Origin of the sequence: Stenotrophomonas sp. RIT-551, from assembly GCF_026241915.1 — a bacterium.
Classification (GTDB): domain Bacteria; phylum Pseudomonadota; class Gammaproteobacteria; order Xanthomonadales; family Xanthomonadaceae; genus Stenotrophomonas; species Stenotrophomonas bentonitica_A.
Genome location: NZ_JAPJIU010000003.1, coordinates 253691 through 278570, shown reverse-complemented (window position 1 = coordinate 278570; position 24880 = coordinate 253691). Strand labels below are relative to the sequence as shown.

The window sequence follows — 24880 nt, the reverse complement described above, 5'->3', positions numbered from 1 at the left end:
ACCATGTCTACGATCATCATGAGCCAGTGCTGGCCGCTGCAGTGCCTGAGCGTCACGCAGAAGGCTGTCCTCATCTCCCTGGCCGATCAGGCCAACGACGACGGCGTGTGCTGGCCGGCCATCGGCACGATCGCCAAGCGCTGCTGCATGTCCGAGCGCGCAGTGCGCACCGCCATGGATCATCTCGAAGCGGTCGGCCTGCTGAGCCGTGAGCGGCGCTTTAACAGCAGCAACGTGTATTCGGTGACGCCGAGCAAGTTCGACGTGTCGGCGGCTGGCACGAAGGCGAAGCGCAAGGCCAAGAAATCGGGGGCTGCACCGGGCGCAGGGGGTGCAGCAGATGCAGGGGGTGCGCCCGATGCACCCGGGGCTGCGCCCGGTGCAGGGGGTGAGGCAGGGGGCGCAGGTCTGGAGGTGCGCCCCGTGCCGCCTAACCGTCATATAACCCCCATTGAACCGTCAGAAGAACCGCAAGTTCCGGCGCTGGCCGCGCCGCTGTCGAAGGCGGCCCTCGAAGCGCAGATGCAGGAAGCCTGCAAGCAGACGTGGGCTGCCTACCGCTCGGCCTACCGTCTGCGGCACGGCGTGGACCCGGTGCGCAACGCCAAGGTGAACACCAACGTGCGGGACCTGGTGAAGCGGCTGGGTCGGGAAGAGGCGCCGCACGTGGCCGGCTGGTTCCTGAGCGTCAACGAGCAGTACGCCGTGAAGCGGATGCACGATCTGGGCGTCCTGCTGGCCGGGGCCGAGGCATACCGGACGCAGTGGGCCACTGGCCGGCAGGTCACGACGACCAGCGCCCAGCAAACGGACCAGACCCAATCGAACCTGAGCGCCGCCGATGAAGCGATCGAGCTTCTGCGCAGCCGGATGCCGACTAATGCTGTCTGACCGCGAGCAGGAAGACCTGGTCAAGGGCCTGATGGCCACGGCCGAGGTGATTGGTGACCAGCTGCGCCCGACCGCAGCGGCCTACATGGTGCAAGACCTGTCCTGCTACTCGATGGCGGTGCTGGAGCGCGCGCTGGCCGGGTGCCGCCGGGAGCTGAAGGGGCGCCTGTCCCTCGCTGCAGTGTTGGAGCGCATCGACGACGGCCACCCGGCCCCGAACGAAGCATGGGCGGTGGCCATCCAGGCGGCCGACGAGCGCAATACGGTGGTGTGGACCACGCTCACCCAGCAAGCATGGAACACCGCGCTGCCGTTGGTGCAGGCCGGCGACAAGATCGCCGCCCGGCCCGCGTTTCTTGAGACCTACGGCCGTCTGCTGAAGGATGCGCGCGCTGCACGCCTGCCGGCCAGCTACACCCCGTCGCTGGGCTTCGACCTCACCAGCCGCAACGCGGCTCTCACGGATGCGGTGAGCAAGGGGCTGCTGGCGCACGACCAGGTGAGGGACCACCTGCAGCTGACCGCGGCGACACCTGCGTTCAACCCGGTGGCCCTGTTGGCTGGGAAGGTCGAGGCCTCCCCGGGCGCGAACGCGAAGATCCTGGCGCGTCTGGAGGAACTGGCACGGGAGCTGGCCGCCTGATGCGCTCGGACAACAACCAGCTCGACATCTTCGATCACGACCCGCGCCTGGCCGGGAAGAAGCTGGCCAGGCTCTACCGCGAGTCGGCCGATGAAGCGCTGAAGCAGTACCAGTTCAGCGCCTCAGTGAGGCAGGACCGGCACGACCACTACATCGCGGAGGCGGAACGGCTTGAAGCCACCGCCCGCAACGCACAACGAGCGGCCCGCCGCCGCACCCGCAAATCCAAAGGAGCAACAGCCCGATGAAGCCACTGGTCATCTACCACGCCAACTGCGCAGACGGCTTCACCGCGGCGTGGGCCGTGCGCCAAGCGATGGACGCCGAGTTCTACCCGGGTGTGCACGGCGAGGCCCCACCGGACGTGGCCGGCCGCGATGTGATCCTGGTCGATTTCAGCTACCCGCGTGCGCTGCTTGTCGGCATGGCTCAGGTCGCGCGATCGATCCTCGTGCTCGACCACCACAAGAGCGCCGAGGCCGAACTGCGCTCCGGTGAGATCAAAGTTGGCACCATCGGGCAGGTTGGATTGAAGGCTGTGCGGATTGTCCGACTCGACAATCTGCCGGAAGCGCGCGAGGCTTGGTTGCACTACGAGGACACGGCCACGGTTCACGATGGAATCGTGTGCGCCCTCTTCGACATGGACCGCAGCGGCGCGGGCATCGCGTGGGACTTCTTCCACCCTGGTGTATCGAGGCCCGAGCTGATCGACCACGTGGAGGACCGGGACCTGTGGCGCTTCGCGCTGCCGGGCACTCGCGAGATCCAGGCGGCGGTCTTCAGCTACCCCTACGAGTTCGACGTGTGGGACCTGCTGATGGAGACGCCGATGGAGACGCTGCGCGCCCAGGGCGTGGCGATCGAGCGCAAGCACCACAAGGACGTGGCCGAGTTGGTGAAGGTGGCGAAGCGCCAGATGGTGATCGGGCACTACGACGTGCCGGTGGCGAGCCTGCCGTACACCCTTGCCAGCGACGCCGGGCACCTGATGGCGAAGGGCCAGCCGTTCGCGGCCTGCTACTACGACAAGGACGGCGGCCGGGTCTTCAGCCTGCGCTCGACCGATCAGGGCGTGGACGTGAGCGAGGTCGCCAAGTTGTACGGCGGCGGCGGGCATGCGCGCGCTGCAGGGTTCACGGTCCCGCGCGACCACGAACTGGCGAGGGCGTGATGGACTTCACCGCTTTCAGCACCCGCAGCAAGTACGCCGCACAGATCAACGCCGGGTACTCGGCCCGATTGAACGGTGACGGGCTGAGCACCAACCCGCACATGGTGTGGGTGGACACCCAGGACGAGCTGGAGCCGCGCAAGGTGCAGCCGCTGGGGGAGAAGGCGCTGGCCTGGCAGCACGGCTGGCGTGCCGCCGACCGTGACGAGAAGCGCCGGGGAGGCCAGCGCTGATGTGGTCCAGCGCTCCACCGCCGACGAAAGCCGAGGGCGCCCGGATCGAGGCGGCCAAGGTCGGCCCTTGCATGGCGTGCCTCTCGCTGGCCGCCCAAGGCCTGCTCGCGCCCCACCAGGCGGTCTACGGCTGCGACTACAACCACACCAAGAGCGGGAACAAGCGCCGCGGGCATGCCTTCGGTTACGCCCTGTGCGTGTGGCACCACCGCCGTCACCCGATGCAGGGCAAGACGTTCGGCGAGATGCGCGACATCTACGGCCCGAGCCTGATGGATGGCTCGCGGACCTTCCACGAGACCTACGGGACCGACGACGAGCTGATCGAGCAGCAGACGGTGGTCAACCAACTGAGGGAATCAGCATGAATGATCAGTATGGGCAGCGATCCAAGGACCTGCGGGCAGTTTTCGCCTCGTGCCCAGGTGTGGCATTGGGCATGCAGGCGCTGTACGAGCGCATGGGTGCGGCCGAAGTCGGCAAAGCCAAGGAGCGCAAGAACATCCGCGACACGCTGCCATGGCTGGTTCGCTGTGGGTTCCTGCTCAAGGTTGGGCGCGGGAAGCAGGCGACCTTCCAGGCCAGCGGCGTGCCACTCAAGGTGCGTCGGAAGTTGACAGAGGCCGAGCTGAAGGAGCGCAAGCGGGTGCGAAATGCCCGGCGGCTCCCGTTGCAGCGGGTGATCAGGTCGATCGGTGTCCGAGACCAAGAGCCCAGCCCTTCGAAGAACTCGCCTCCGAGGTGGCCTTCACCGGTCGAGACCGTGGAGCAGTTCCTGGCGCGGGGCGGCCGGGTGCAGCGCCTGACGGCGCACTGGGAGCAGATGGAGTGCGCGGCATGAATGACATCGAGAAGAGGGCGCGGGAGCTGCTGGTGGTGGAGCTTGAATCAGCCGGTGATGCTGAATCCGCTGCATGGTTCCGAAGCGGTGGGGGAGACGGATGTGTGCCACTGCGCGCCATCATCGCCGCCCTCACGCCGCCCGAGGGCCACGTGCCGGAGCGCGCCATGCTGCGGGTCGCCACTGGCTTGCGTGAGAGAGCGTCGCGGTCGGCTCGCCCGCTGGAGCGCAAAACTCTGATCGCCTCTGCTGAGGCGCTGGAGAAGGCTGTCAGCGCCGCACGGCCGGAGGTGTCGGGTGGCTGAGCGCGCGCTGGAGCTGGTGCTGCCCTGGCCGAGCAAGGACCTGTCGCCGAACGTGCGGCTCCACTGGAGCAAGAAGGCCGCTGCGACTGCCATGGCCCGGCAAACCGGCGCGCTGCTGGCCCTCAAGGCAGGTTGGAAGGGAGTTTCGCTGCCCCCGGGCAGGCTTTTCCTGTGGCTGGACTTTTATCAACAGCCCCACAAGGCACTGCCCGATGACGACAACATGTTGAGGCGATTCAAGCCCTACCGGGACGGTATCGCTCAGGTCCTGGGGATCGACGACAAGGTGTTCATCACGCGCCACATGGTGCACGAAGAGCGCAGGAAGGGCGGGCAGGTAGTGGTGCGGATTACGGGCGGGCCGGAAGTGGCAGCCCCACAGCGACAGGAGCAGGGCAATGCAGGTTGATACGTTCGGGGCCTACGTCCGCGCGGAGCTCGAGCACTGGGGCAGGGAATATGCGCTGCATAGGGATGGTGAATACTTGGGTCACCAGTCGAAGAACGTGCTTCAGTTGCTGATCGAGCACAAGGGGGACATGCCGGCCCGAGCACAAGGATTCAAGCCTTCTCTGACCAGTCCCTCGGCTGAGAGGATCGAAGACATCGTGACTGACATCGCCCGCTTTGATATCCAGCGAGCATGTGTGCTTCGCGGCTATTACTGCGGCAGCGGGCGCCGAGGGGTAGAGCGTCTCGCGATAGCGGAGGATCTTTACCGGAAAGCGACCAGCAATCCGGACGCGACGCTTAGCAAGCAGCGCTACTTCGCCGAGCTGTCTTGTGGTGTGGCCCAGGTTAAAGGGTGCTTGTGGGGGATCGCTAAAGCCGCATAAGATGCCCAAAATGTGCGGTGGATCTTATGTCAAAACTCGTGCGGGCTCGCGAATCCTTGGGGATGGTCGATAGCTTCATCCAGTCACTAAAAGCGCCGAAAGATATTGCATCTTTTAAGATGGATTGGGAGATGTCTCTGGTTCACCTTGAGAGGGTATGGAACAGAGTAGAAGGAGCATTCGGTAACAGCGCAAAGTGGGGCGGATTCTCGGGGAAGTACCAAAGGGCTCGTAGGGAGGACCAGCTGCTGGCCTACTTGCGGATGGCCCGCGATTCCGCTGAACATGGGATCACGGAAATAACGAACACAATTCCCGGTGGGATGGCAATCAATCCTGTTGATAAAAGCAAGCCCGTTGTGATTCACAGCCTCCACGTTTCGGACGGTAGAGTCACTATGAGCGGGAGTGAGAATGCCCAAGTAGAGATAATTCCGCCCCACGTCGAATTGGTTCCTGTTACAAATCGCGGCGTTGTAAAAAATGTCCCGACTTTACACATGGGTATTTCCCTAGAAAATGTCACAATGGCGGAGGCTCTGCAGATGGCGAGAGACTACTACAGCGGCCTCATCGATCAGGCTGCCGCCTTCTTCGAGAAAGCTTGACAGGTCCGACTGAGGGCGCTTTAATTCTGTCACGATGACATAGAAGCCTCCGGTTCCCACCGGGGGCTTTTTCTTTGCCCGCTTCCCAGACCGGATCAACCCTTGCGCCCAGCCGGCGGCGGGGCGGGCGCCCTGACAGAGAAAGCCCATGGCTCGCATCACTCCCCAACAAGCAGGCGGCGTGAACGTCGTGGCGTTCCTGGACATGCTGGCCTGGTCCGAGGGCACCGACAACGGCAAGCAGCCCACCAAGGATCACGGCTATGACGTGATCGTGGGAGGCAGGCTGTTCACCGGCTATGCCGACCACCCGCGCGAGCTGGTGTCGCTGCCCAGGCTGGGCATCAAGTCCACGGCGGCTGGTCGCTACCAGCTGTTGTCGCGGTACTACGACGCGTACCGTCGGCTGCTGGGGTTGAAGGACTTTTCTCCGCTCAGCCAGGATCTGATCGCTATCCAGCAGATCAGGGAGCGGCGGGCGCTGGACCTGATCAAGGCTGGCCATGTCGTCAAGGCGATCGGCTTCGTCCGCAACATCTGGGCGAGCCTGCCGGGCGCCGGGTACGGGCAGCACGAGCGAAAGCTGGATGACCTGCTGGCGGCCTACCGCAAAGCCGGTGGCGTGGTCGTGTCATGACCGAGGAAACCGTCCCGTGGTGGATGGCCGGCGGCCTCGCCGCGTTCTGGGTGGCAAGGGAAACTTGGGGGGCGCTGCTCTCCCGCCGCAAAGAACGGACCGAGACGGACGCCAACGTCGACCTGTTGAACGGCTTGGTGCAGCGCGTGAAGTCGCTGGAGGAATCACAGGCGGCGACCACGCTGCAGCTGGCCGAGGAAATCAAGCTTCGCATGACCGCGCAGGAAGAGGCTCACCGACTGAGGCTGCGGGTTATGTCGTTGGAGTCGGCCATGCGCCGGGTAGGCGCGGTGATCCCGCCGGAGATGCCCTGATGATCCGTCTCTATACCCTGCTCGCCACAGTGGCGATGGCCTTGTCCTTCTGGGCGGGCTGGTCCTGGCGCGGCGACCGCGCCGAGGGCGCAGAAGCCCGACAGCAGGTAGGCGCCAGCGCCGCCGTGGTGGAGCAGGTCAACAAGGTCCGCGTGACCGAGCACACCCAGGCCGACACCATGGCCACCATCGGAGCGAAGCATGAAGAAGACCGCGCTGCGGCCCCGGCCGTCGTTGATGCTGTTGTGGCTGACCTGCGCTCTGGCGCTCTCCGCCTGCGCAACGACCTCGCCGCGTGCCACACCGACCTCCTGTCCCAGACCGCAGCCGGCGCCCTCGAACGTGATGCGGCAACCCAGCGCCGAGAAGAGTTTGCGGGCCGAGTTGTTCGAATCGGACGCGACGCCGACGACCAGCTCAGGGCCTGTCAGACAGTCATCGCCGCAGACCGTGCCGAGGTGAGGCCGTGAGTCCTATCGGCCTCCGGCATGGCAACCATATCCATACGGCCGGCGACGGCCGAGGGCTGCGACGCGTGAAGGTCGACGGCAGGGAGGTGGATCGAGTGATTTACGCCGACACCCGCAAGGGCATTGTTCGCCATCACGACAAGCCGTCGCGGCTCCACAAGCACGGCAAGCGGGTCATCGAGAGGACAAAGCGCGGCAAGGTCGAGGTGGAGTTCATCTGATGCCAGGCTTTCCATCCAGCCATAAACCGCTACCAAACCTCGCACCGATTCATGAAGCGCAAGAGGCGAACAGGTATGGGCGTGGGCGCGGAGGGAGGCCGTGGCGGCGGAAGCGTGAAGCCGTCATGGTCCGGGACAAGTACCGGTGCCAGCCCTGCCAGCTGGATGGCCGCGTGACGCTAGCGGTGGAGGTTGATCACATCGTGCCGCAGGCAGAGGGTGGAGACGACGGCGAGTCCAACTTGCAGGCCATATGCGGCGACTGCCATGAAGTGAAGACCAGGGCTGAGGCGGCGCGCGGCGTAAGTCGTTCGCGTTTCGGCGCGCGCCCGCGCGGCGCCAAGCCCACCACCCCAGGGGGGAGGGGGGAAATATCTGAGGCGATGTCACCGGACACCGTCTGCCCAGCCGTTTTATTGCACCGTCAATTCGAAAAATTCAGTTTTTGAGACCCAAACATGGCCCGCCCCCGCAAGCCCACAGCGCTGAAGGTGGTTGCCGGGACCGACAGGCCTGACCGTGCGCCGACCGAGGTGGCTGAACTGCCGCTGGTTTCGGACATTCCGAGGGCGCCGGACTGGCTGCCGAATGCCCACGCCATCAAAGAATGGGATCGGCTCGCGCCGATCCTCCACGCAAACAAGCTGCTGACCGAGGCCGGACTATCCGCCTTGGGCCAGCTCTGCGCCCTGCACGGAAAGACAGTGCAGCTGTACGCCGCCGGGGAGGCGCCAGTCGCATCCATGGTCGCCCAGCTCCGGGGCTTGATGAACGACTTCGGCCTTACGCCGGCAGCGCAAGGAAAAGTGAGGCCGAATGGCGACGCGGAAAAGCCCGGGAACGCGTTCACCGCGCTCGGCAAGCCGAGAGCCCACGCCGCCAAGTGATTACGTTGACGTAGCGATCGCGTATGCGCGAGCTGCTTCTTCAGATAGGTCCGGCCGATTTGGGCGGCTGATCAAGCTGGCGGCTAAGCGGTTTCTGGAAGACCTGAAGCGCGCGAAGAAGAAGGGCGCGCCGTTCTGGTTCTCCCGGGAACATGCGAACCATGCTTGTGGGTGGATCGAGCTTCTGCCGCACGTTGAGGGCAAGTGGGACACGCCGGAGATTCGGTTGCACCCGTCTCACGTGTGGTTCGTTGTCCAGTTGTTCGGGTTCCGAAAGGCTGACGGCACCCGCCGCTTCACGTCGGCGCTATTCGCCGTCGCGCGCAAGAACGCCAAGTCCACGCTCTCAGCGGCGATTCTTCTGTACTGCCAGTGCTGCGAGGACGAAGAGGGCGCGCAGGTTATCTCGGCGGCGACCACCGGCAGCCAGGCTCGCATCATTTTCAATGTCGCCAAACGGATGGCGGAGAAGATGGCGGACCTGCGCGATGCCTACGGGCTCGAATGCTGGGCCAACGCGATCAGCCGGGTCGAGACCGGAGCAACGTTCAAGCCGATCAATGCAAAGGCCAGCACGCAGGACGGGTTGAATCCCTCCCATGTCGGGCTGGATGAGATACATGCTCATAAGACGCCAGACCTGCTGAACGTTCTACAGTCGGCGGCCGGCGCCAGGCGTAACCCCTTGTGGCTCTTCACGACCACAGAGGGATACGCGAACCCTGGGCCATGGTCAGAGATTCGGCAGTTCGCGACCCAGTTGCTCGAGGGGGTGTTCGGCGAGACGGCGGATCACTTCCTGGCGATCTTCTTCGCCGTCGACAAGGATGACCCGGACTTCGACGAGAAGGCATGGCACAAAGCCAACCCGTTGATGGACGTGAACCCCCATTTGCTGGCGGCGATTCGCAAGGAGTCCGTCGAGGCGAAGGCAATGCCTTCGAAGCTCGCGGAGTTCCAGATCAAGAGGCTGAACCGGCCGGCAGCCGCGGCCAACGGCTTCATCCTGTTGCCCAAGTGGAATGCGTGCGCCGGAGAGGTGGACCTTGACTCGCTGAGAGATGCACCTTGCTGGGGTGGCCTCGATCTGGCGAGCACACGAGATCTCACATCGCTACGGCTGGTGTGGAGGGTGGACGACAAGATCATCACCTGGGGCCGTCGATGGGTTCCGGAATCGGCTGTGATGCAACGGACCGAGCGGGGCACTGTTCCTTACGCCGGCTGGGTAGCAGCTGGCCTCATAGAGCAGACCGAGGGCGAGGTCACCGATTACGCGGTGATCGAAAGGGCAATTCTGGACGTGCGGGAAAAATTCAACCTGCAGTCGCTGGCCTTCGATCGGTGGAACGCTACGGAGATGGTCAGCAGGTTGGTGGCGGCGGAGGTTCCACTGGTCGAGTTCATCCAGGGACCGAAGTCATATCACCCGGCGATGACTGAGCTGGAGCGCGCCTATATAGGCAAGCGTCTAGTCCATGACGGTGATCCTGTGCTCGCCTGGTGCGCAGCCAACTTGATCGCCCGTCAGGACGTGAATCTGAATATTGCTCCGGATAAGCGCCGCTCTCCGGACAAGATCGACGACATGACTGCTTTGCTGATGGCCGTCGGTATCAGCATTCCGGTCGCCGAAGAACCCAAGAAGAAGCTCGTCCTAATGACCCTGGGTGGAAACCGATGAATAACGAGAATCGCGCTTACAGCGTGTTGGAGGTCAAGTCCTACGACGACGACCAACGCATCATCACCGGCTGGGCGACCACCCCGGAGGCGGATCGCTACGGCGATATTGTCGAGCCGCTGGGGGCAAAGTTTGCCTCCGAGCTGCCGCTGCTGTGGCAGCACCGCCACGATAGCCCGGTCGGAATCGTCAAGTTCGGCAAGCCGACAGCCAAGGGCATCCCCTTCGAGGCCAGTGTCGCCAACATCACCACTCCCGGCGCGCTGAAGGACCTGTGCGACCTCGCCTGGCAGTCGGTGAGGGAAAAGCTGGTGCGCGGGGTCTCGATCGGCTTCCGCGCGCTGGAGTACAGCTACATGGACGGCGGCGGCATCCGGTTCACCGAAACCGAGATCTACGAGCTCTCCCTGGTCACCATCCCGGCCAACGCCGCGGCGACCATCCAGACCATCAAGGCCATGGACACCGCCGGCGGACGCCGCTCGGTGAACTACGGCGTGCCCCTCATCCAGCGCCAGGCGGTCCGGGTCGAGCGACCGGCCGGCGGCGCGGTGAAGCTGCTGCACTGAAGCACCGGGCCAGACGGCCCCGCGGGGTGGAACCCGCCTCCCAATATTGCAGGCACTGCCCGGCGTGGAACCCGGGCCGAACGGCTGCGCCATCAAGGAAAATCCCAATGAAAACCATTGCAGAACAGCTGGAAGCGCTCCGCGCGACCCGTGAAGCGCACCAGAAAAAGCTGGGCGAGATCGCCCAGAAGTCGATGGACGAAGGCCGTTCGTTCAACACCGCTGAACAGGAAGAGTTCGACGAGCTGGATGTCCAGATCAAGGCGCTGGACGGTGACATCGATCGCCTGAGTCGCCTGCAGGCCGTTCAGGCGAAGTCGGCCGTTCCGGCCGCGCAGATCGTCCAAGAGCAGGGTTCGGCCTCCGATCCGAAGCGTGCCGCCGGCAAGGGCCCGGCCCTGATCCACAGCCGCAAAAACGAAGAGCAGGGCATCGGCTTCGCCCGTTTCGCAATGGCGATGTACGCGGGCAAGGGTGACGTTTCGAGTGCCAAGGCCTTCTCGGACAACGTGTTCCGCGACGACGTGCGGCTGAACGAGATCATGAAAGCGGCGGTCGCCGCAGGCAACACCACCGATCCGTCGTGGGCCGGCAGTCTGGTGCAGTACCAGAACCTGTCGAGCGAGTTCGTTGACTTCCTGCGCCCGCGCACGATCATTGGCCAGCTCGGCCAGGGCAATGTGCCCGGCCTGCGCCGCGTTCCGTTCAATGTCCGCATCCCGGGCAAGAGCGCAAAGGGGCGCGCGCAGTGGGTCGGCGAGGGCTTCCGCAAGCCGGTCACCAAGTCGGGCTATGACGCGGCCGAGCTGAAGTGGGCCAAGATCGCGGGTATCTCGGTGATCACCGAAGAACTGGCGCGCTTCGCCGACCCGTCGATCCAGATTCTGGTGCGCGACGATCTGTCGGATGCGGTGATCGAGCGCATGGACGAAGACTTCGTGGACCCCGCCAAGGCAGCGGCCACCGGTGCAGGCCTGTCGCCCGCCTCGATCACCAACGGAGTGACGCCGATCGTCGCGACCGGTGACGTCTACGCCGACATCCAGGCGCTCTGGGCCACGGCCGACGATACCAACCTGCCTGTGTCCAGTGCGGTATACATCACCGACAGTGCGACCGCCCGGCAGCTGTCCGGCCTGCGCAACCCGCTGATGGCGCGGGAGTTCCCGAATGTCTCGATGACGGGCGGCGACATCGATGGCGTTCCGCTGGTTGTTTCCAACTACGTTCCGTCCGGCATGTTCATCCTGGCCTTCGGCAGTGAGATTTACCTGGCCGACGACGGCGTTGTCACGATCGATGTCAGCCGTGAGGCCACCATCATCATGGACGACGATGCGACCGCCACGCCCACGATGGCGCAGATCCAGAGCATGTTCCAGACGAACCAGCTCGCGATCCGAGCCGAACGCTTCGTCAACTGGAAGAAGCGCCGGCCGCAGGCCGTTGCCTACCTCACCGGTGTCTCCTGGACCAATACGGTCGCTCCGGACGCTGGCGGCGGCGCGTAACGCAGGGTGGTACTGACGGGGGCTTCGGCCCCCGTCTCCTTTCCCAGGAGCATCGAAATGTCGAAGATCCCAATGATCAGGCGCAATCGCGTGGTGAGTGTCGATGCGCGCTTGGCCCCGCTGCTGGAGCGCCATGGTGGCTATCAGCGCCGCGACATGCAGGCGCAGGCTCCAGCCGCGCCGCCGGCACAGCCGGACAGTCAGGCGCTCGAAGCGAAGCGCGGTGCAGCCCAGGCGAAGCGCGGTGCAGCCCAGGCGAAGCGCGGTGCAGCCCAGGCGAAGCGTGATGCAGCTGCAGCGGCCAAGGCTGCAGCGCAGGCCGCAGGCAAGCCGGCATCGAAGAAAGCTGCCAAGAAAGAAGTAACCAAGACCGCAGCGAGCAAGCCCGCGCCTGACAAGGACGCATCCGAATGACTGGTTTCTCGCCCCGTGAGCTGGCCACCGAGGCCGGCGTGCGCAAGTACGGCACCGACTACCTGAAATCGCTGTCTCCGGTAGCTGCTGGTCCGGGGCGAGATGGCTGGCAGCCGCTGGTGCGCGAGCCGTTCAGCGGCGCCTGGCAGCGGAACATGGAAGAGCGGCACGAGTCGGTAATGACCTACCCGACGCTGTACGCCTGCATGAATCGGATCAACAGCGACATTGGAAAGCTGCCGTTTGTCCTGAAGATCGAAGGTGCTGACGGCATCTGGCGGGTCGACACCACCAACACCGCCTACTGGCCGGTGCTGCGCAAGCCCAACGCGTACCAGACGGCCCAGCAGTTCCGTGAAGCCTGGATCCTGTCGAAGCTTGCACAGGGCAACACCTACGTCCTGAAGGGCCGCGACGAGCGGAACGTGGTCACGAGGCTGTGGGTGCTGGACCCCAACCGGGTGCAGCCGATGGTGTCCGACAGCGGCGATGTGTTCTACCAGGTCAACTATGGCAGCGGGAACAACCTGCTGCCGGAGAAGTATCCCGGCGACCAGCTGATCATCCCGGCCAGCGAGATCATCCACGACCGCATGAACTGCTTCCACCACCAGCTGATCGGCGTGCCGCCGCTGTGCGCGGCGAACTGGGCGGCGGTCAAGAACCTCAAGATTCTGAAGGACTCGACCACGTTCTTCTCCAACGGCGCCAACCCTGGCGGCATCCTGACCGCGCCGGCGGGTATGTCCGATGAGGACGCGCAGCTGGTGAAGGAGTACTGGAACACCGAGTTCAAGGGATCCAATGCCGGCAACGTCGCGGTGGTAGGCGCCGACATGAAGTTCACCTCCTTTGCCTTCAAGGCTGCCGACTCGCAGCTGGTTGAGCAGATGCGGTATTCGGACGAGCAGGTGTGCCAGCCGTTCGGCATTCCTCCCTTCAAGGTGGGCATCGGCAGCGTTCCCGCCGGCACGAAGCCGGACGAAGTGAACCAGATGTACTACTCCGATGCTCTGCAGGCCCACATCGAAGCGATGGAAAACCTGCTGGACGAGGGTCTGGGCATCAGCCGCCCGCGCGGCATCGAGCTGGACCTGGAACCGCTCCTGCGCATGGATGTCGGCAAGCAGGCGCAGGTGGAAAGCACGCTGGTCGACGGCGATATCAAGACCACCAACGAGGGGCGCAAGGTGTTCGGCCTGCCACCAATCGAGGGCGGCGACACGATCTACAAGCAGCAGCAGGACTTCCCCATCTCCGAAATCCGGAACAACAAGCTGCCGCCCACCGCGGCGGAAGACCCGGATCCGGATCCGGAGGTGGTCGATCCGCCGCCTGACGACAGCGAGGAACGCCGCGCGCTGGCCCAGGAGATCTTCATGTTGAGGGCCCTCGAGGCCGCACGAGCCGAGGTGTTCCGCAATGACTGACCCCAAGGAGTTCGGCAAGCACATCGGCGCGCTGATCCGAGAGGCCACAGCCGCGCTGCGGCTGGAGCTGGAAGAGCTGAAGGCGCGGCCTCTGCAGAAGGGTGAAGACGGCAAGGACGCGGATCCGGTGGACGTGGAAAGCCTGGCTGACCTGGTGGTCGACAAGCTTCTGGGCTCGCCGCGGTTGATCACCTTGCTGGATGTGGCCACGACCGAGGCAGTTTCGAAGCACTTCGAAGCCAACCCGGTGCAGCACGGACGCGATGCGGACCCGGCGGCAATCGATACGGCGGTCAAGGCCGCTGTCGCCGCACTGCCTGTGCCGAAGGACGGCCAGGACGCGCCGCAAGTCACCGACGAGCAGCTGGCAGCTCAGGTAGCCAAGCATCTCGCTGCAAACCCGCCACAGGCGGGCGCTGATGGTGTGGGTATAGCGGGGGCAATGATCGATCGCGGCGGGGAACTGGTGATCACCACCACCAGAGGCGAAGCCGTCAGGCTGGGCAAAGTCGTGGGCGAGGATGGCCGGGACGGCCTCAGCTTCGAATCGGCGGCTGGCGTATATGACGCAGAGCGCGGTTTTGTGATCACCTTGGGCGCCGGTGATCGCCGCGCTGAGCTGGTGCTTCCATACATGGTGCACCGGGGCTTCCATCGCGATGGCATGGGAATGAAGGCGGGCCAGTCGATCACCCACGATGGAGCGCTGTGGATTGCCAAGCGTGACAACGCCTCGAGGCCGTGCCTGGAGAACTCGGAGGACTGGATCCTCGCGGCTCGTAAAGGCCGTGACGGTAAGGACGGGAAGAGCGTCAAGGTGCCGGCCGGGCCGGTGAAGTTGGGCGCCGGCAATGTTTAAGTTCGTCACCGAAGCTGACGCGCGCGAGCAGCTGCGCCTCGACAGCGATGCAGACGAGCGCTGGCTTGCCTTATGGATCCCGGCCGTGTCGTCCTCCGTTGCGGCATGGCTGAAGCAGGAGTGGCGTCTGTACGTGTTGCAGCGAGATAGCAGCGGAGAGGTTGTCAGGGACGGTTCCGGCGTCCCGCTCCCTGTTTTGGACGGCGATGACCTGCCCATCCTGCAGCCGGCCGTGATTGCGGCCACGCTGCTGGAGCTGGCTTCGCAGTACCGCTATCGAGAAGGCGAGGGCGAAAACGTGGTTCCGGCGGACGCTGGGCACGGGTACGTCCTGTCGAAGGCAGCCACAGCACAACTTGCTCCCCTTCGCAGGACTACGGTCGCCTGATGCCGTGCCAAGGGTGTATGCGCCGCCGGGCGTGGATAGAGAAATGGATGGGGATTGCCAATGAACGAGCAAAACGAGCTTTCGGAAGCGCTGAAGGCATCGGCAGCAGCCCAACTGGCGCAAGCCGAGGCGATGATGGTTCTCGCCCAGGCGTTGGCGGAGAACGCGGAGGCGACCAACCGGCTGATGGACTACGTCTGCCAGAGTGAGGACGTCGAGGCTGATCCGGAGGCGGGCACCTACATGAGCGGGAAGCCGCGGTGATTGCCGCCGGCCGCCTTCGCCACCGGGTGCTGATACAGAACCCCGTGGAGAGCCAGGATCCCGGATCCGGCGCACCCATCACGACGTGGGCCGATCTGGCTACGGTGTTCGCCGAAGTGGTTCCGGCGTCCGTCCGCGAGTTCGTGGCCGCCCAAGCTATCGACAGCGAGGTGACCGCGCGCATCACCATCCGGCACCGTGCTGGCGTCACCGACAAGAGCCGCATCATCCACAGGGGGCAGGTCTACAACGTCCACGGCGTGCTGGCCGACCCGGTCAGCGGGCTGGAATACATGACGCTGCCATGCAGCGAAGGCGTCAACGATGGCTGACAACATCCGGTTCGACGTCAGTGGCCTGGACGGCGTGAAGGCGAAGATGGCCCAGCTGAAGAACGAGGCCAATGCCAAGGGCGGTCGCGCCGCGCTGCGGAAGGCGACCGCCGTCCTGCGTGCTCAGGCGCAGAGCAACGCCCGCCGCCTGGACGACCATGAGACGGGCGAGGAGATCTGGAAGAACATCGATCTGCGCTGGGACGGCCGAGCGTTCAAGCGCGACGGGCAGCTGGCCTTCCGGCTGGGTGTGCTCGGCGGTGCCAGGCAGTACGGCAACACCCGTGAGAACCGCCGCAAGCGTCGCACTGGCCAGACCTATGCCACGGAGGGCAGCTCCAGCAATCCCGGCGGCGACACCTGGTACTGGCGCCACGTGGAGCTGGGCACGGCCAAGGTGGCCGCCCGCCCATTCCTGCGGCCGGTGGCCGAGCAAGCCGGGCAGAAAGCGGTGGACACCTTCGCGCTTGAGTTCAACCGCGCGCTCGACCGCGCACTTGCCAAGCAGTCAAAGGCGGCAAAGAAATGATCGCCCCAATTTTCCAGGCCTGCATCGCCAACGCCGCGGTGCTGGCTCTGTTCGGCAGCAACCCGACACGGGTCTATCCGTTCGGACTGGTAGAGAAGCCGCCGGCGCGGCCCTACGTCGTCTGGCAGACCATCGGCGGAGAACCGGCCCAGTACCTGGGCGACCGCCCTGACGTGGACGGGTACTCGCTGCAGATAGACGTCTACAGCGACGACCCGGCGTCGCTGCTGCCGGCGGCGCGGGCGATCCGCGACGCGATCGAGGGACAGGCCTACGTGACCCGCTGGGGCGACCAGGTGAAAGACCCCGAAACCAAGCTGTACCGCTACTCGTTTGACGTGGACTGGCTCGTGCCGCGCTGAAGACGTTCGTCCGTTTTACCCACCCACACCCCGCACTGCGGGGTTTTTTTATGCCCGCAGGGAGACATTCATGAGCATGCTGACGCAAGGCACCCAGCTGTACGGCCTAATCAATGGCCAGATCCGCGAGATCGAGTGCATCACCAACTTCAACCCTGGCGCGAACCCGGCGGACCAGATCGAAGACACCTGCCTGTCCGAGACCAACAGCCGCACGTACAAGAAGGGCCTGCGCACGCCCGGCCAGGCATCGGTCACGATCAACGCCGATCCGCGCAACGAGAGCCACTACCTGATGTGGGAGCTGGGCGAGGCAGCGTCGGATGAGCTGATCCAGTGGGCGATCGGCTGGTCCGACGGCGTGGACGTCGCTCCGACCCTCACCGTGGGCGGTTCCATCAGCGGCATCAACGTCACCAGCGGCGGCACTGGCTACACCAGCGCGCCCACCGTGACCCTGACGGGCGGCGGCGGCACCGGTGCCACGGCGACCGCGATCGTGGACGGCGGCTCGGTGATCGGCGTCACCATCACCAATCCGGGCACCGGCTACACGACCGTGCCGACGGTGGCCTTCAGCGGCGGCGCCGGCACCGGTGCGGCGGCCACGGCCCAGCGCAACAGCGAGCCGGAAATGGTGCTGCCCGAAGGCCGCACCTGGTACACGTTCCGCGGCTACGTCGCCGACTTCGCCTTCGACTTCCAGGCCAACGCAGTGGTTTCCACGGCGGCGAGCCTGCAACGCTCTGGCGCCGGCGTCTGGGTCCGTAAGGTGGTGGCCCCGTGACCGCTACGAAGCCCCGGGGCCGAAAGCGGGCGGCGCCGCCGCCGTCGGTCCCGAAGAGCAAGGCGGTATCCCTTTCGATCGCTGGTCTGCTGCAGGCCGGCGCCTTCACCGGCCGCCCGGTCGAGAAGGAGATCAGCTGGCGCCAGGGCGAGCAGGAGTTCACCGCAACGGTGTTCGTGCGGCCGCTGGGCTTCCAGTCCGCCATCTCCGACGTGCTCGCCGCCGGCGGGCGCCAGGACAGCGTGGCCGGCCGCATCGCGGCCTCCATCTGCGATGAGCAGGGAAAGCCCGTCTTCACCGTAGGTGACATCACCGGTGCGTCGGATGCGGACCGCGGCGCGCTGGATGGCGCCCTGACCCTGGCGTTGCTGAGCGCCATCGGCGAGGTGAACTCGCTGGGAAAAGCTACGAGCTAACACCGGAAGACGAGTTCTGGTGCGAGCTGGTGCTCAACGGCATCGGCGGCGAAACCATTGCTGTGGCGAAGGAACGCCTCAGCGCTCGCGAGGTGAGGCTCTGGGCTGCATACCGGGAACGCCACGGAGGCCTGAACCCGATGATGCGCGCCGACTGGAACGCTGGCCTGCTGGCCAGCTTGTTCGCCAACAGCAAGCGCAAGCCGTCCGCCCCGGCATTCCAAGTAACTGACTTCCTTCGATACCAGAAAGCGGAGCCGATCGGCCTTGATGAGGCGATGGCGAGCTGGGGATAACTGCACATGTCACGACGTTCTCTCGGCACGCTGACCATCGACGTCATTGCCGAGATCGGCGGCTTTGCCTCCGGCTTGGACAAGTCGGAGCGCCAGACGGAGAAGTGGCGCAAGAATGTAGAAAAGCAGGCGAAGATGGCCGGCGTTGCCCTGGGCACGGCAATCGCTGCGGGGGTAGCCGGCCTGGCGGCCGGCATCGCCAAGGTGATCACCAACAGCGCCGCCGCCGAGCAAGAAGTTGCCCAGCTCGATGCGATCATCAAATCGACCGGCGGCGCCGCTGGATACACCCGCCAGCAGCTGCTGGATATGGCGGACACCCTTGCGTCCAAGTCCACGTTCAGCGGTGGCGAGATAGTCGAGGCTCAGACGCGACTGCTGTCCTACTCTGGCGTATTGGGAACCAACATCCCCCGCGCGATGCAGGCCATCATCGATCAGTCGGCTCGCCTGGGCATCAGCGTGAGTCAGTCAGCGGAGACCATTGGCCGCGCGCTGGAGTCGCCGGGCAAGGCCGCGGCGGCACTGGCGCAGTCGGGTTTCGGTGCGGCCTTCACGAAGGAGGTGCGTGGCACCATCGACGAGCTGGTGAAGGCCGGCAAGGAAGGCGAGGCCCAAGTGATGATTCTGGAGATCCTGGAAGAGTCCTACGGAGGTGCCGCCCAGGCCGCCCGTGACACCTTCGGCGGCGCACTGAAGGCGCTGCGTCACGCTCTAGACGACCTCACGACGGCAAAGGATGGAAGTCTCGGTAGCGCCACCACCGCTGTGAACGAGCTGACCACGGCACTCAATGATCCGCGCACCAAGGATGGGTTCGACAAGCTCATCTCCTATGCAGTAGATACCACCGGCAACTTTCTGCGGCTCACTGGCTCGCTTGTCGAGTTCATCGCCAAGACCCGTGATCTGTCACGGCTTGATGCCGGCGGAGCGCTGAAAGACGCGAGCGAAGGGGCGCTGAACCAGCAGATTGCCACGCTGACTGAGCGACTGAAGCTCGAACAGAAGACGACCTCCGGTTTCCTGGGGCTGCCGCTCACCGGTGCCCAGGAAGAAGAGCGCCTCAAGAGAATCAACGGCCTGACCCAGCAGCGCTTGGATATTCAGCGAGAGCTGACGAGCCGCTACCTCGCTGAGAACTTCAAGGGCGTCACTGCCACGGTGGACACCACGGCGGGAACACCTGAAGCCGCGGCTGAGGCAGCTCGAAAGGCGGCCGCAGCCGCGGCGGCCGATGCTGAGAGCGCCAAGAAGCGGGCAGAAGCCTACAAGCAGCTGCAGCGTGCCTATGCTGCCGCCGGTCTCGAGCTGAAGCGCCAGATCGAGCTGTTCGATACCAGTACCGATAAGTCAGGCAAGGCCACCGAACTCCAGAAGCTGAACTTCGACTTGGCCGAGGGCGCTCTGAAGGGTCTCAACGACCAAGAGAAGGAGCGACTGCGGGCGCTGGCCAGCACGCTCGATCGCCTCACTGCAGTGAAGCTGGCCAACGAGGAAGCCGCCAAGTCTGCCGAGTTCGCTCGGAACGCACAGGAAGCGCTGGATAACGCGCGCGACGCCCTTGCGGTTGACTTTGTGGGAGCGGGCGAGGGCGCACAGGCCAGGGAGCGCGCCAGAGACCTTCTTCAGATCGAGGCCGACTACCAGAAGCAACGGCAAGCGCTGTTCGAGCAGTACCAGTCCGGCGACATCACCGAGAGTCTCTACAAGACGGAGACCCAGACTCTTCAGTCTGCGCTGGATGAGCGGCTCCGGATGCAGGAGGATCACTACCGCAAGCTGGACGAACTCAGGGGCGACTGGCAGGCCGGCATGGCTGATGCCTGGGCTGACTATGCCACCAAGGCCGCGGACGCCAACCAGCAGGCCTACGACGCGGTGACGGGCTTCCTCGACACCACTACCGGCGACGTGGCCGAGAGCATCGCCGATCTCGTGAAGGGCAACGAGTCCCTGAGCGAATCGGTGAAAAACCTCGTCGTGTCCATGGGCGAGACGGTAATCGACACGCTGTCGCGCATGGCTGCGCAGTGGCTGGTGTACCAGGCAACCCAGAAGCTTGTCGGCGAGGCCACGAGCCAGTCGTCCACTGCTGCTTTGACCGGTAACGCAGTGGCCATGTCGGCCCAGGCGGCAATCGCAGCCTACGCTTCCACCGCTGCGATCCCGATCACGGGCCCCATCGCGGCGCCGGCGGCCGCCGCCGCAGCCCTCGCGGCCACCGCGCCCTATGTCGCCGCCGTCGCGGCATCGTCCGGGTTGTCGGGCATGGCGCACGACGGTATCGACTCGGTGCCACAGGACGGCACCTGGTTCCTGCAGAAGGGCGAGCGCGTGACCACGGCGGCCACCAGCGCGAAGCTGGACGCCACCTTGGAGCGGGTAAACCGAGATTCCAACAGTGTGTTCTCGGGGGCTCCGATCACCCAAGAGATTCAGATCAACGGTAACCCTGACAACCGCACCCTTGAGCTCGTCAGGAAAGCTGCTCTCGATGGTGCCCAGATGGGCTACGACAGGGTCAAAAGCGATATGGCTCGCGGAACAGGGATCTCCCGAACCATGCGTGGGACACACAACGTCGGAAGGAAGGTTCGGTAATGGCGCTGATCATGCAACCGCAGTGGCTGCCCGAGCCGCTGCGCGAAGGCTATGGCCTGCGCCACGTCTCGCCGCTGAAGCGGTCCACGTTCGTCAGTGGTCGATCGATGCCGCGCCGCGCCTATACGGCCACGCCGACAAACGTCGAGGTTCGCTGGCTGTTGGACAACGGGCAAGCCGCACTGTTCGAGAAGTGGTTTCAGGAAGGACTGAGCGACGGTGTCGCCTGGTTCGCGTGTCGGCTACGCAGCCCACTGGGGATGGACTATTACAAGAGCCGGTTCACCGATATCTACGACGGCCCGACGCTGACCAACAGCAACCTGTGGCTGATCACGGCACCGCTCGAGATCTACAGCCGGCCGCTGCTGGCAGACGGCTGGTCCGAGTATCCCGAAGGAATCCTGCAGGCCAACGTCATCGACTTGGCTGCAAACAGGGAGTGGCCCAGGCCATGAGCATTCTTGAACGGCTGTACGCCTCTGGCGGCGCGGAGGTGGAGCACGAAACCCTGGCGATCGCGGTCGGTAGCAAGACCCACTATCTCACCAAGGGCTGGGAGGACATCACCGCGGTGCTGGAGACAGGGCAGACCGTGACTTTCAAGGCCTGCGGCATGGATGTGGCCAAGCCCACACGCAACGCCGACGGGGTCCAAGACCTCCGCTTCGCACTGACCAACATCGATGGGGTGGTGAGCACCGAGATCCGGGCGGCGCTGGCGGCCCGGCTCGAAATGACCGTCACCCTACGGATCTACCTGAGCAACGACCTGCTGGCGCCGGCCAAGAAGCCGTTGTCGATGGTGATCAAGGGCGGGCAGTGGACCGCAACGGAGGTCCAGGTGACCGCCGGCTTCATGAACATCCTCGACACGGCCTGGCCGCGCGACCGCTTCAACCTCACCAAGCACCCGGGGCTGCGCTACATCACATGAAAATCGATCTGGAAAAGTACCTGGACGTGGTCTGGGTCAGCGGCGGCCGCAAGTTCCCGGAGCTGGATTGCTACGGCGTCGTCAACGAGGTGCGCCGTGACCTTGGCCTCGCGCCATGGGACGAGTACCCGGGTGCGACGCGCGCTGACCTGGCTGAACTGGCGAACGAGGCTGCCCTGCAGCACGCCGGCAGTGACCTCGTGGAAGGCGCGGTTGCGTTCTGCTATCAGGGCAGCGTGGTCACCCACGTGGCGGTGCTGGTGGAGGTCGAGGGCCGCATGTGCGCGCTGGAGTGCAACGACGGCCGCAACGTCACCGTGCTGCCGGTCGCCCGCTTCGAGTGCCGTTTCAACCGGGTGGAGTACTACGCGTGATCCAGATTTTCCCCTCACGCATGCCGGGCGAGGCGCTGGAGACCCATCGCCACGGCAGGACCACCATCGATGGGTGGCTGCGTTCCAACGTGCCGAGCTACGCGAGCGAGGGGCCCCACCCGATCGAGGTCGAGGTGTGCGGCGCTGCAGTGCCGGCGGACGCGTGGGCTTCTACGTGGATCGAAGCCGATAGCGACGTGCGGATCTACCCGATCCCCTACTACGAAGGCGCCGCCGCGGTGGTTTACTGGGTCGTGGTGGCCGTCATGGCTGCCTACGCGATCTATATGGTGGCCACCATGCCCTCGGGCAGCCGGTACGGCCAGGGCGACACGCTCAGCCTGGATACCGCACGGGCGAACTCCGCGCGCCTTGGCAGCCCCGTACGGGAGGTCCTGGGGCGGTGCCGGGTCTGGGCCGACTATCTGGTGCAGCCGGTGTCGCGCTTCGTCGGCGGCAAGACCTACCGCACGCAGATGTTCGTGTGCGTGGGCAAAGGGAGGCATGTGATCCCGTTCGGCTCCGCGCGGCTGGGAAACACCCCGATCAGTTCCTTCGGCAGCGACGTGGAGATGACAATCTACCCGCCGGGCGCCGACGTGGGCGGCGACGTGCGCTCCGAGAACTGGGTGAACTCGACTGAGGTCGGCGCCACCGCCTCCGGCACGGCCGGCCTGGACCTGAGCGACACGGCGGACGTGGCCACCAGCCTCAACGCCGATTCGGTGACCGTGTCGGGAAACGTGCTGACGCTGAACAACGCGACGGTCACCGATGCGAACGGCAAGGAGCGGCCGGCCACGTCCGTGCCGGCGTCCTGGACCGTCGGCGCTGTGCTGACGCTGAAGGTGGCGGCGACCTTTACCGCGACCACCAGCGGCCTCTATTCCGTCATCGCCGGTAGCGCGGTAGCCGAGCTGGCCCCGTATGTGGGCATGCCGGTGCTGCTGACCTACAACGGCGCCGACTATGGGTTGTTCGTGGCGAGCTATGCGCCTGGCACGCCGGCCGTGCCAGGTGCCGGCGGCAGCCCCGCGCGGCTCACTGGCTCGGCTGCGGCCACTGGCTTCGACTTCAGCGGCACGCCGGTCACCTTCGGCATCGGCTGGCGCGGCACCAGCTACAGCGTGGCGCTGGTGGCCAACTACATCACCCTGGGCGTGCTGCTCACCGCGATCAACGATCAGCTGGTGGACAGCGGCCTGGTGGCGACGCAGTCGGGCGGGGTGGTCACCATCGCCGAGGCGGCCAGCCCGTATGCCGGCGGAAGCATCACCTTCAGCGGACTGCCGGCGGCGGTGTTCGGCCCCAGCCCGGCGGCCACGGCGGGTGTGGCCACCACCGGTGGCACCCCGGCCACGTTGCCCCGCGTGACGCTGGCCTATGACGGCCCGGGCGGCACTGCCTTCGGCGGGCTGCCGCCGGGCAGCGTCTCGCTGGCCATGTCGCGCGGCCAGAGCGAGTACCGCATCACGGCCGTTTCTGGCCTCACCCTGGTGGTCCTGCGGCTGACCGAGGGCGGCGTGGTCGATACCAGCTGGCCGGGCTGGACCTCACGGACCGCAACCGACTACCGGGCGACGGGTCTGCAGGAGAGCGAAGAATGGCTTGGGCCGTTCCTGGTATGCCCCAACGGAGAGACCACCGACGCCTTCGAGTACGACTTCAACTTCCCGGGCGGCCTGATCTGGTACACGGACAAGGGCAACAAGCGCACCTTCACCGTGACCGTGCGGGTGGCGTGGCGTGTCTACGGATCGGGCGATCCATGGTCAGTGCGTACCCACAGCTACACGGCCACCTCCGAGGATTCGCTGGGCTTCACCGAGCGCATCACGCTGGGCACGCCGGGACAGATCGAAGTGCGCGTGCGCCGGGTGACCGAGCGCGGCGGCAACTCGGCGCGCGATGCCTGCTTCTGGCAGGGCCTGCGCGCGCGACTGCCGCAGCGGCCCACGCGCTACGACGACCTGACGACCATCGGCCTGACGGTGACCACCGGCACCAAGCTGGCGGCGCAGACGGACCGCAGGTTCAACGTCGAGGCGACCCGGCTGTATGACGATGGCACCGCCCGCAGCATCAGCGGGGCGATGACCCACGTGATGCGCTCGCTGGGGCTGCCAGCGGACCAGATCGACACCGATACGCTGACCCACCTGGAGAACACCTACTGGACGCCGCGCGGGGAGTTCTTCGACTTCAGCGCGGAGAAGTCGGGAACCAGCGCCCTCGACCTGTTGCAGATGGCTGCCCAGGCGGGCATGGGGTACTTCCTGCTGATCGACTCCATGTGCTCGGCCGGGCGCGAGGGAATCAAGGCCTGGCGCGGTGGCATCTCACCGCAGCGGCAGATGGAGCCGTTGACAACGGCATTCACCTCGCCGGGTCCGGATGACTTCGACGGCGTGGACGTGACCTACATCGACGAGGTGACGTGGGCGGCCGAGACGGTGGAATGCCGGCTGCCGGGCGGCGACACGTCGTGGAAGGTGGAGACCTTCGAGCTGCAGGGTGTGGGCACGCGCGATCGCGCTTACCGGATCGGCATGCGGCGTCTCATGAAGCACCAGGGCCAGCGGCTCACCTACACGACCAAGACCGAGATGATGGGCCTGGTCTACCAGTACGGCGACCGCGTGAAGCTGTTCGACGATATCCCCGGATCCAGCACCACCAGCACCATGATCGAATCGGCGCGCCTGGACGGCACGCGGGTGCTGATCGAGGTGGGCGAGTATCTGGACTGGAGCCTGCCCGCACCGCGGTGCCTGATCCGGTTCCAGGACGGCACGCTCTCCAGCGTGATCGTGCCGGCCCGCGTTGACGACCACCGCTTGACCATCGCCGCCTCGGCGCTGCCGGGCGAGCACGCCTTCAACACCTGGATCATGGACGACCCGACCATCGATCCCCCCGAGCTGATCTTCTGCGACAGCACGCGCGCTGGATATGACGCCGTGCTGGCCGAGCTCACGCCAGGCGAAGACGGCTCTGTCGAGCTGGCCGCCCTGCAGTACGACCCCGCCTTCTACCAATACGACGACGCGACCGCGCCGTAGCA

General features: G+C 65.3%; 36 protein-coding genes. All 36 read left to right on the top strand.

Annotation, left to right across the window (positions count from 1 at the left end; translation table 11 throughout):
- The first annotated feature begins 3 nt into the window (after window positions 1-3).
- A complete protein-coding gene (locus tag ORK51_RS05840; protein WP_266084501.1) occupies window positions 4-891 on the top strand; it encodes a helix-turn-helix domain-containing protein in 888 nt (295 codons plus the stop codon).
- A complete protein-coding gene (locus ORK51_RS05835) occupies window positions 881-1534 on the top strand; it encodes a hypothetical protein (RefSeq protein WP_266084500.1) in 654 nt (217 codons plus the stop codon). Before ORK51_RS05840 ends, ORK51_RS05835 begins: the two co-directional genes overlap by 11 nt.
- Window positions 1534-1782 carry a hypothetical protein gene (locus tag ORK51_RS05830; RefSeq protein WP_266084499.1) on the top strand — a complete coding sequence of 83 codons (249 nt, stop codon included), beginning with the start codon at window positions 1534-1536 and terminating at the stop codon, window positions 1780-1782. Before ORK51_RS05835 ends, ORK51_RS05830 begins: the two co-directional genes overlap by 1 nt.
- Window positions 1779-2708, top strand: coding sequence for a DHHA1 domain-containing protein (locus tag ORK51_RS05825; RefSeq protein WP_266084498.1), 930 nt, complete (start codon window positions 1779-1781; stop codon window positions 2706-2708). Before ORK51_RS05830 ends, ORK51_RS05825 begins: the two co-directional genes overlap by 4 nt.
- A complete protein-coding gene (locus ORK51_RS05820) occupies window positions 2708-2941 on the top strand; it encodes a hypothetical protein (RefSeq protein WP_266084497.1) in 234 nt (77 codons plus the stop codon). Before ORK51_RS05825 ends, ORK51_RS05820 begins: the two co-directional genes overlap by 1 nt.
- The gene (locus ORK51_RS05815; RefSeq protein ID WP_266084496.1) at window positions 2941-3309 is read left to right on the top strand and encodes a Ref family recombination enhancement nuclease; all 369 of its coding nucleotides are present in this window, start codon (window positions 2941-2943) and stop codon (window positions 3307-3309) included. Before ORK51_RS05820 ends, ORK51_RS05815 begins: the two co-directional genes overlap by 1 nt.
- A complete protein-coding gene (locus tag ORK51_RS05810; protein ID WP_266084495.1) occupies window positions 3306-3782 on the top strand; it encodes a hypothetical protein in 477 nt (158 codons plus the stop codon). Before ORK51_RS05815 ends, ORK51_RS05810 begins: the two co-directional genes overlap by 4 nt.
- Window positions 3779-4087 (top strand): hypothetical protein, encoded by a 309-nt coding sequence (locus tag ORK51_RS05805; RefSeq protein ID WP_266084494.1) that lies wholly within the window; start codon window positions 3779-3781, stop codon window positions 4085-4087. The genes ORK51_RS05810 and ORK51_RS05805 overlap by 4 nt, the downstream gene beginning before the upstream one ends.
- Window positions 4080-4496: a hypothetical protein gene (locus ORK51_RS05800; protein ID WP_266084493.1), complete on the top strand. Its 417-nt coding sequence runs from the start codon at window positions 4080-4082 to the stop codon at window positions 4494-4496. The genes ORK51_RS05805 and ORK51_RS05800 overlap by 8 nt, the downstream gene beginning before the upstream one ends.
- Window positions 4486-4923: a hypothetical protein gene (locus tag ORK51_RS05795; protein WP_216359459.1), complete on the top strand. Its 438-nt coding sequence runs from the start codon at window positions 4486-4488 to the stop codon at window positions 4921-4923. The genes ORK51_RS05800 and ORK51_RS05795 overlap by 11 nt, the downstream gene beginning before the upstream one ends.
- Before the next feature lie 62 nt (window positions 4924-4985).
- Entirely contained in the window at window positions 4986-5531 is a 546-nt protein-coding gene (locus ORK51_RS05790) for a hypothetical protein (RefSeq protein ID WP_266084492.1), read from the top strand.
- A 148-nt stretch (window positions 5532-5679) separates the two neighbouring features.
- Window positions 5680-6168, top strand: a complete 489-nt coding sequence (locus ORK51_RS05785) for a glycoside hydrolase family 24 protein (RefSeq protein ID WP_266084491.1) — start codon at window positions 5680-5682, stop codon at window positions 6166-6168.
- Complete coding sequence (locus ORK51_RS05780) at window positions 6165-6482, top strand: hypothetical protein (RefSeq protein WP_266084490.1); 318 nt, start codon at window positions 6165-6167, stop codon at window positions 6480-6482. Before ORK51_RS05785 ends, ORK51_RS05780 begins: the two co-directional genes overlap by 4 nt.
- The gene (locus tag ORK51_RS05775; RefSeq protein WP_266084489.1) at window positions 6482-6952 is read left to right on the top strand and encodes a lysis system i-spanin subunit Rz; all 471 of its coding nucleotides are present in this window, start codon (window positions 6482-6484) and stop codon (window positions 6950-6952) included. The genes ORK51_RS05780 and ORK51_RS05775 overlap by 1 nt, the downstream gene beginning before the upstream one ends.
- Window positions 6949-7173, top strand: a complete 225-nt coding sequence (locus tag ORK51_RS05770; protein WP_266084488.1) for a hypothetical protein — start codon at window positions 6949-6951, stop codon at window positions 7171-7173. Before ORK51_RS05775 ends, ORK51_RS05770 begins: the two co-directional genes overlap by 4 nt.
- Window positions 7173-7622: an HNH endonuclease gene (locus ORK51_RS17910; RefSeq protein WP_429000617.1), complete on the top strand. Its 450-nt coding sequence runs from the start codon at window positions 7173-7175 to the stop codon at window positions 7620-7622. Before ORK51_RS05770 ends, ORK51_RS17910 begins: the two co-directional genes overlap by 1 nt.
- 9 nt (window positions 7623-7631) lie before the next feature.
- Window positions 7632-8060: a hypothetical protein gene (locus ORK51_RS05765; protein WP_266084487.1), complete on the top strand. Its 429-nt coding sequence runs from the start codon at window positions 7632-7634 to the stop codon at window positions 8058-8060.
- Complete coding sequence (locus tag ORK51_RS05760) at window positions 7990-9744, top strand: terminase large subunit (RefSeq protein WP_266084486.1); 1755 nt, start codon at window positions 7990-7992, stop codon at window positions 9742-9744. Before ORK51_RS05765 ends, ORK51_RS05760 begins: the two co-directional genes overlap by 71 nt.
- Window positions 9741-10313: an HK97 family phage prohead protease gene (locus tag ORK51_RS05755; RefSeq protein ID WP_266084485.1), complete on the top strand. Its 573-nt coding sequence runs from the start codon at window positions 9741-9743 to the stop codon at window positions 10311-10313. Before ORK51_RS05760 ends, ORK51_RS05755 begins: the two co-directional genes overlap by 4 nt.
- Window positions 10314-10420: 107 nt before the next feature.
- Window positions 10421-11824, top strand: coding sequence for a phage major capsid protein (locus tag ORK51_RS05750; RefSeq protein WP_266084484.1), 1404 nt, complete (start codon window positions 10421-10423; stop codon window positions 11822-11824).
- A 57-nt stretch (window positions 11825-11881) separates the two neighbouring features.
- Window positions 11882-12238, top strand: a complete 357-nt coding sequence (locus ORK51_RS05745; protein WP_266084483.1) for a hypothetical protein — start codon at window positions 11882-11884, stop codon at window positions 12236-12238.
- On the top strand, window positions 12235-13668 hold the full coding sequence (locus ORK51_RS05740; RefSeq protein WP_266084482.1) for a phage portal protein: 1434 nt from the start codon (window positions 12235-12237) through the stop codon (window positions 13666-13668). Before ORK51_RS05745 ends, ORK51_RS05740 begins: the two co-directional genes overlap by 4 nt.
- Window positions 13661-14527, top strand: a complete 867-nt coding sequence (locus tag ORK51_RS05735) for a hypothetical protein (RefSeq protein WP_266084481.1) — start codon at window positions 13661-13663, stop codon at window positions 14525-14527. Before ORK51_RS05740 ends, ORK51_RS05735 begins: the two co-directional genes overlap by 8 nt.
- Complete coding sequence (locus ORK51_RS05730; RefSeq protein ID WP_266084480.1) at window positions 14520-14915, top strand: hypothetical protein; 396 nt, start codon at window positions 14520-14522, stop codon at window positions 14913-14915. Before ORK51_RS05735 ends, ORK51_RS05730 begins: the two co-directional genes overlap by 8 nt.
- A 60-nt stretch (window positions 14916-14975) precedes the next feature.
- The gene (locus ORK51_RS05725) at window positions 14976-15179 is read left to right on the top strand and encodes a hypothetical protein (RefSeq protein WP_266084479.1); all 204 of its coding nucleotides are present in this window, start codon (window positions 14976-14978) and stop codon (window positions 15177-15179) included.
- Window positions 15176-15511, top strand: a complete 336-nt coding sequence (locus tag ORK51_RS05720) for a phage head closure protein (protein ID WP_216636695.1) — start codon at window positions 15176-15178, stop codon at window positions 15509-15511. The genes ORK51_RS05725 and ORK51_RS05720 overlap by 4 nt, the downstream gene beginning before the upstream one ends.
- Window positions 15504-16040 (top strand): HK97-gp10 family putative phage morphogenesis protein, encoded by a 537-nt coding sequence (locus ORK51_RS05715; protein WP_266084478.1) that lies wholly within the window; start codon window positions 15504-15506, stop codon window positions 16038-16040. The genes ORK51_RS05720 and ORK51_RS05715 overlap by 8 nt, the downstream gene beginning before the upstream one ends.
- Window positions 16037-16402 (top strand): DUF3168 domain-containing protein, encoded by a 366-nt coding sequence (locus tag ORK51_RS05710; RefSeq protein ID WP_266084477.1) that lies wholly within the window; start codon window positions 16037-16039, stop codon window positions 16400-16402. Before ORK51_RS05715 ends, ORK51_RS05710 begins: the two co-directional genes overlap by 4 nt.
- A 70-nt stretch (window positions 16403-16472) precedes the next feature.
- Window positions 16473-17189 (top strand): phage tail tube protein, encoded by a 717-nt coding sequence (locus ORK51_RS05705; RefSeq protein ID WP_266084476.1) that lies wholly within the window; start codon window positions 16473-16475, stop codon window positions 17187-17189.
- Window positions 17186-17605, top strand: coding sequence for a phage tail assembly chaperone family protein, TAC (locus ORK51_RS05700; RefSeq protein WP_266084475.1), 420 nt, complete (start codon window positions 17186-17188; stop codon window positions 17603-17605). Before ORK51_RS05705 ends, ORK51_RS05700 begins: the two co-directional genes overlap by 4 nt.
- A 29-nt stretch (window positions 17606-17634) precedes the next feature.
- Window positions 17635-17901 carry a phage tail assembly protein T gene (locus ORK51_RS05695; RefSeq protein ID WP_266084474.1) on the top strand — a complete coding sequence of 89 codons (267 nt, stop codon included), beginning with the start codon at window positions 17635-17637 and terminating at the stop codon, window positions 17899-17901.
- Window positions 17902-17907: 6 nt separating this feature from the next.
- Window positions 17908-20505, top strand: a complete 2598-nt coding sequence (locus ORK51_RS05690) for a phage tail tape measure protein (RefSeq protein WP_266084473.1) — start codon at window positions 17908-17910, stop codon at window positions 20503-20505.
- Entirely contained in the window at window positions 20505-20963 is a 459-nt protein-coding gene (locus ORK51_RS05685; protein WP_266084472.1) for a hypothetical protein, read from the top strand. Before ORK51_RS05690 ends, ORK51_RS05685 begins: the two co-directional genes overlap by 1 nt.
- On the top strand, window positions 20960-21442 hold the full coding sequence (locus ORK51_RS05680; protein WP_266084471.1) for a DUF1833 family protein: 483 nt from the start codon (window positions 20960-20962) through the stop codon (window positions 21440-21442). The genes ORK51_RS05685 and ORK51_RS05680 overlap by 4 nt, the downstream gene beginning before the upstream one ends.
- Window positions 21439-21816 carry a nitrite transporter gene (locus ORK51_RS05675; protein ID WP_266084470.1) on the top strand — a complete coding sequence of 126 codons (378 nt, stop codon included), beginning with the start codon at window positions 21439-21441 and terminating at the stop codon, window positions 21814-21816. Before ORK51_RS05680 ends, ORK51_RS05675 begins: the two co-directional genes overlap by 4 nt.
- The gene (locus tag ORK51_RS05670; protein WP_266084469.1) at window positions 21813-24878 is read left to right on the top strand and encodes a host specificity factor TipJ family phage tail protein; all 3066 of its coding nucleotides are present in this window, start codon (window positions 21813-21815) and stop codon (window positions 24876-24878) included. Before ORK51_RS05675 ends, ORK51_RS05670 begins: the two co-directional genes overlap by 4 nt.
- Window positions 24879-24880: the final 2 nt, after the last annotated feature.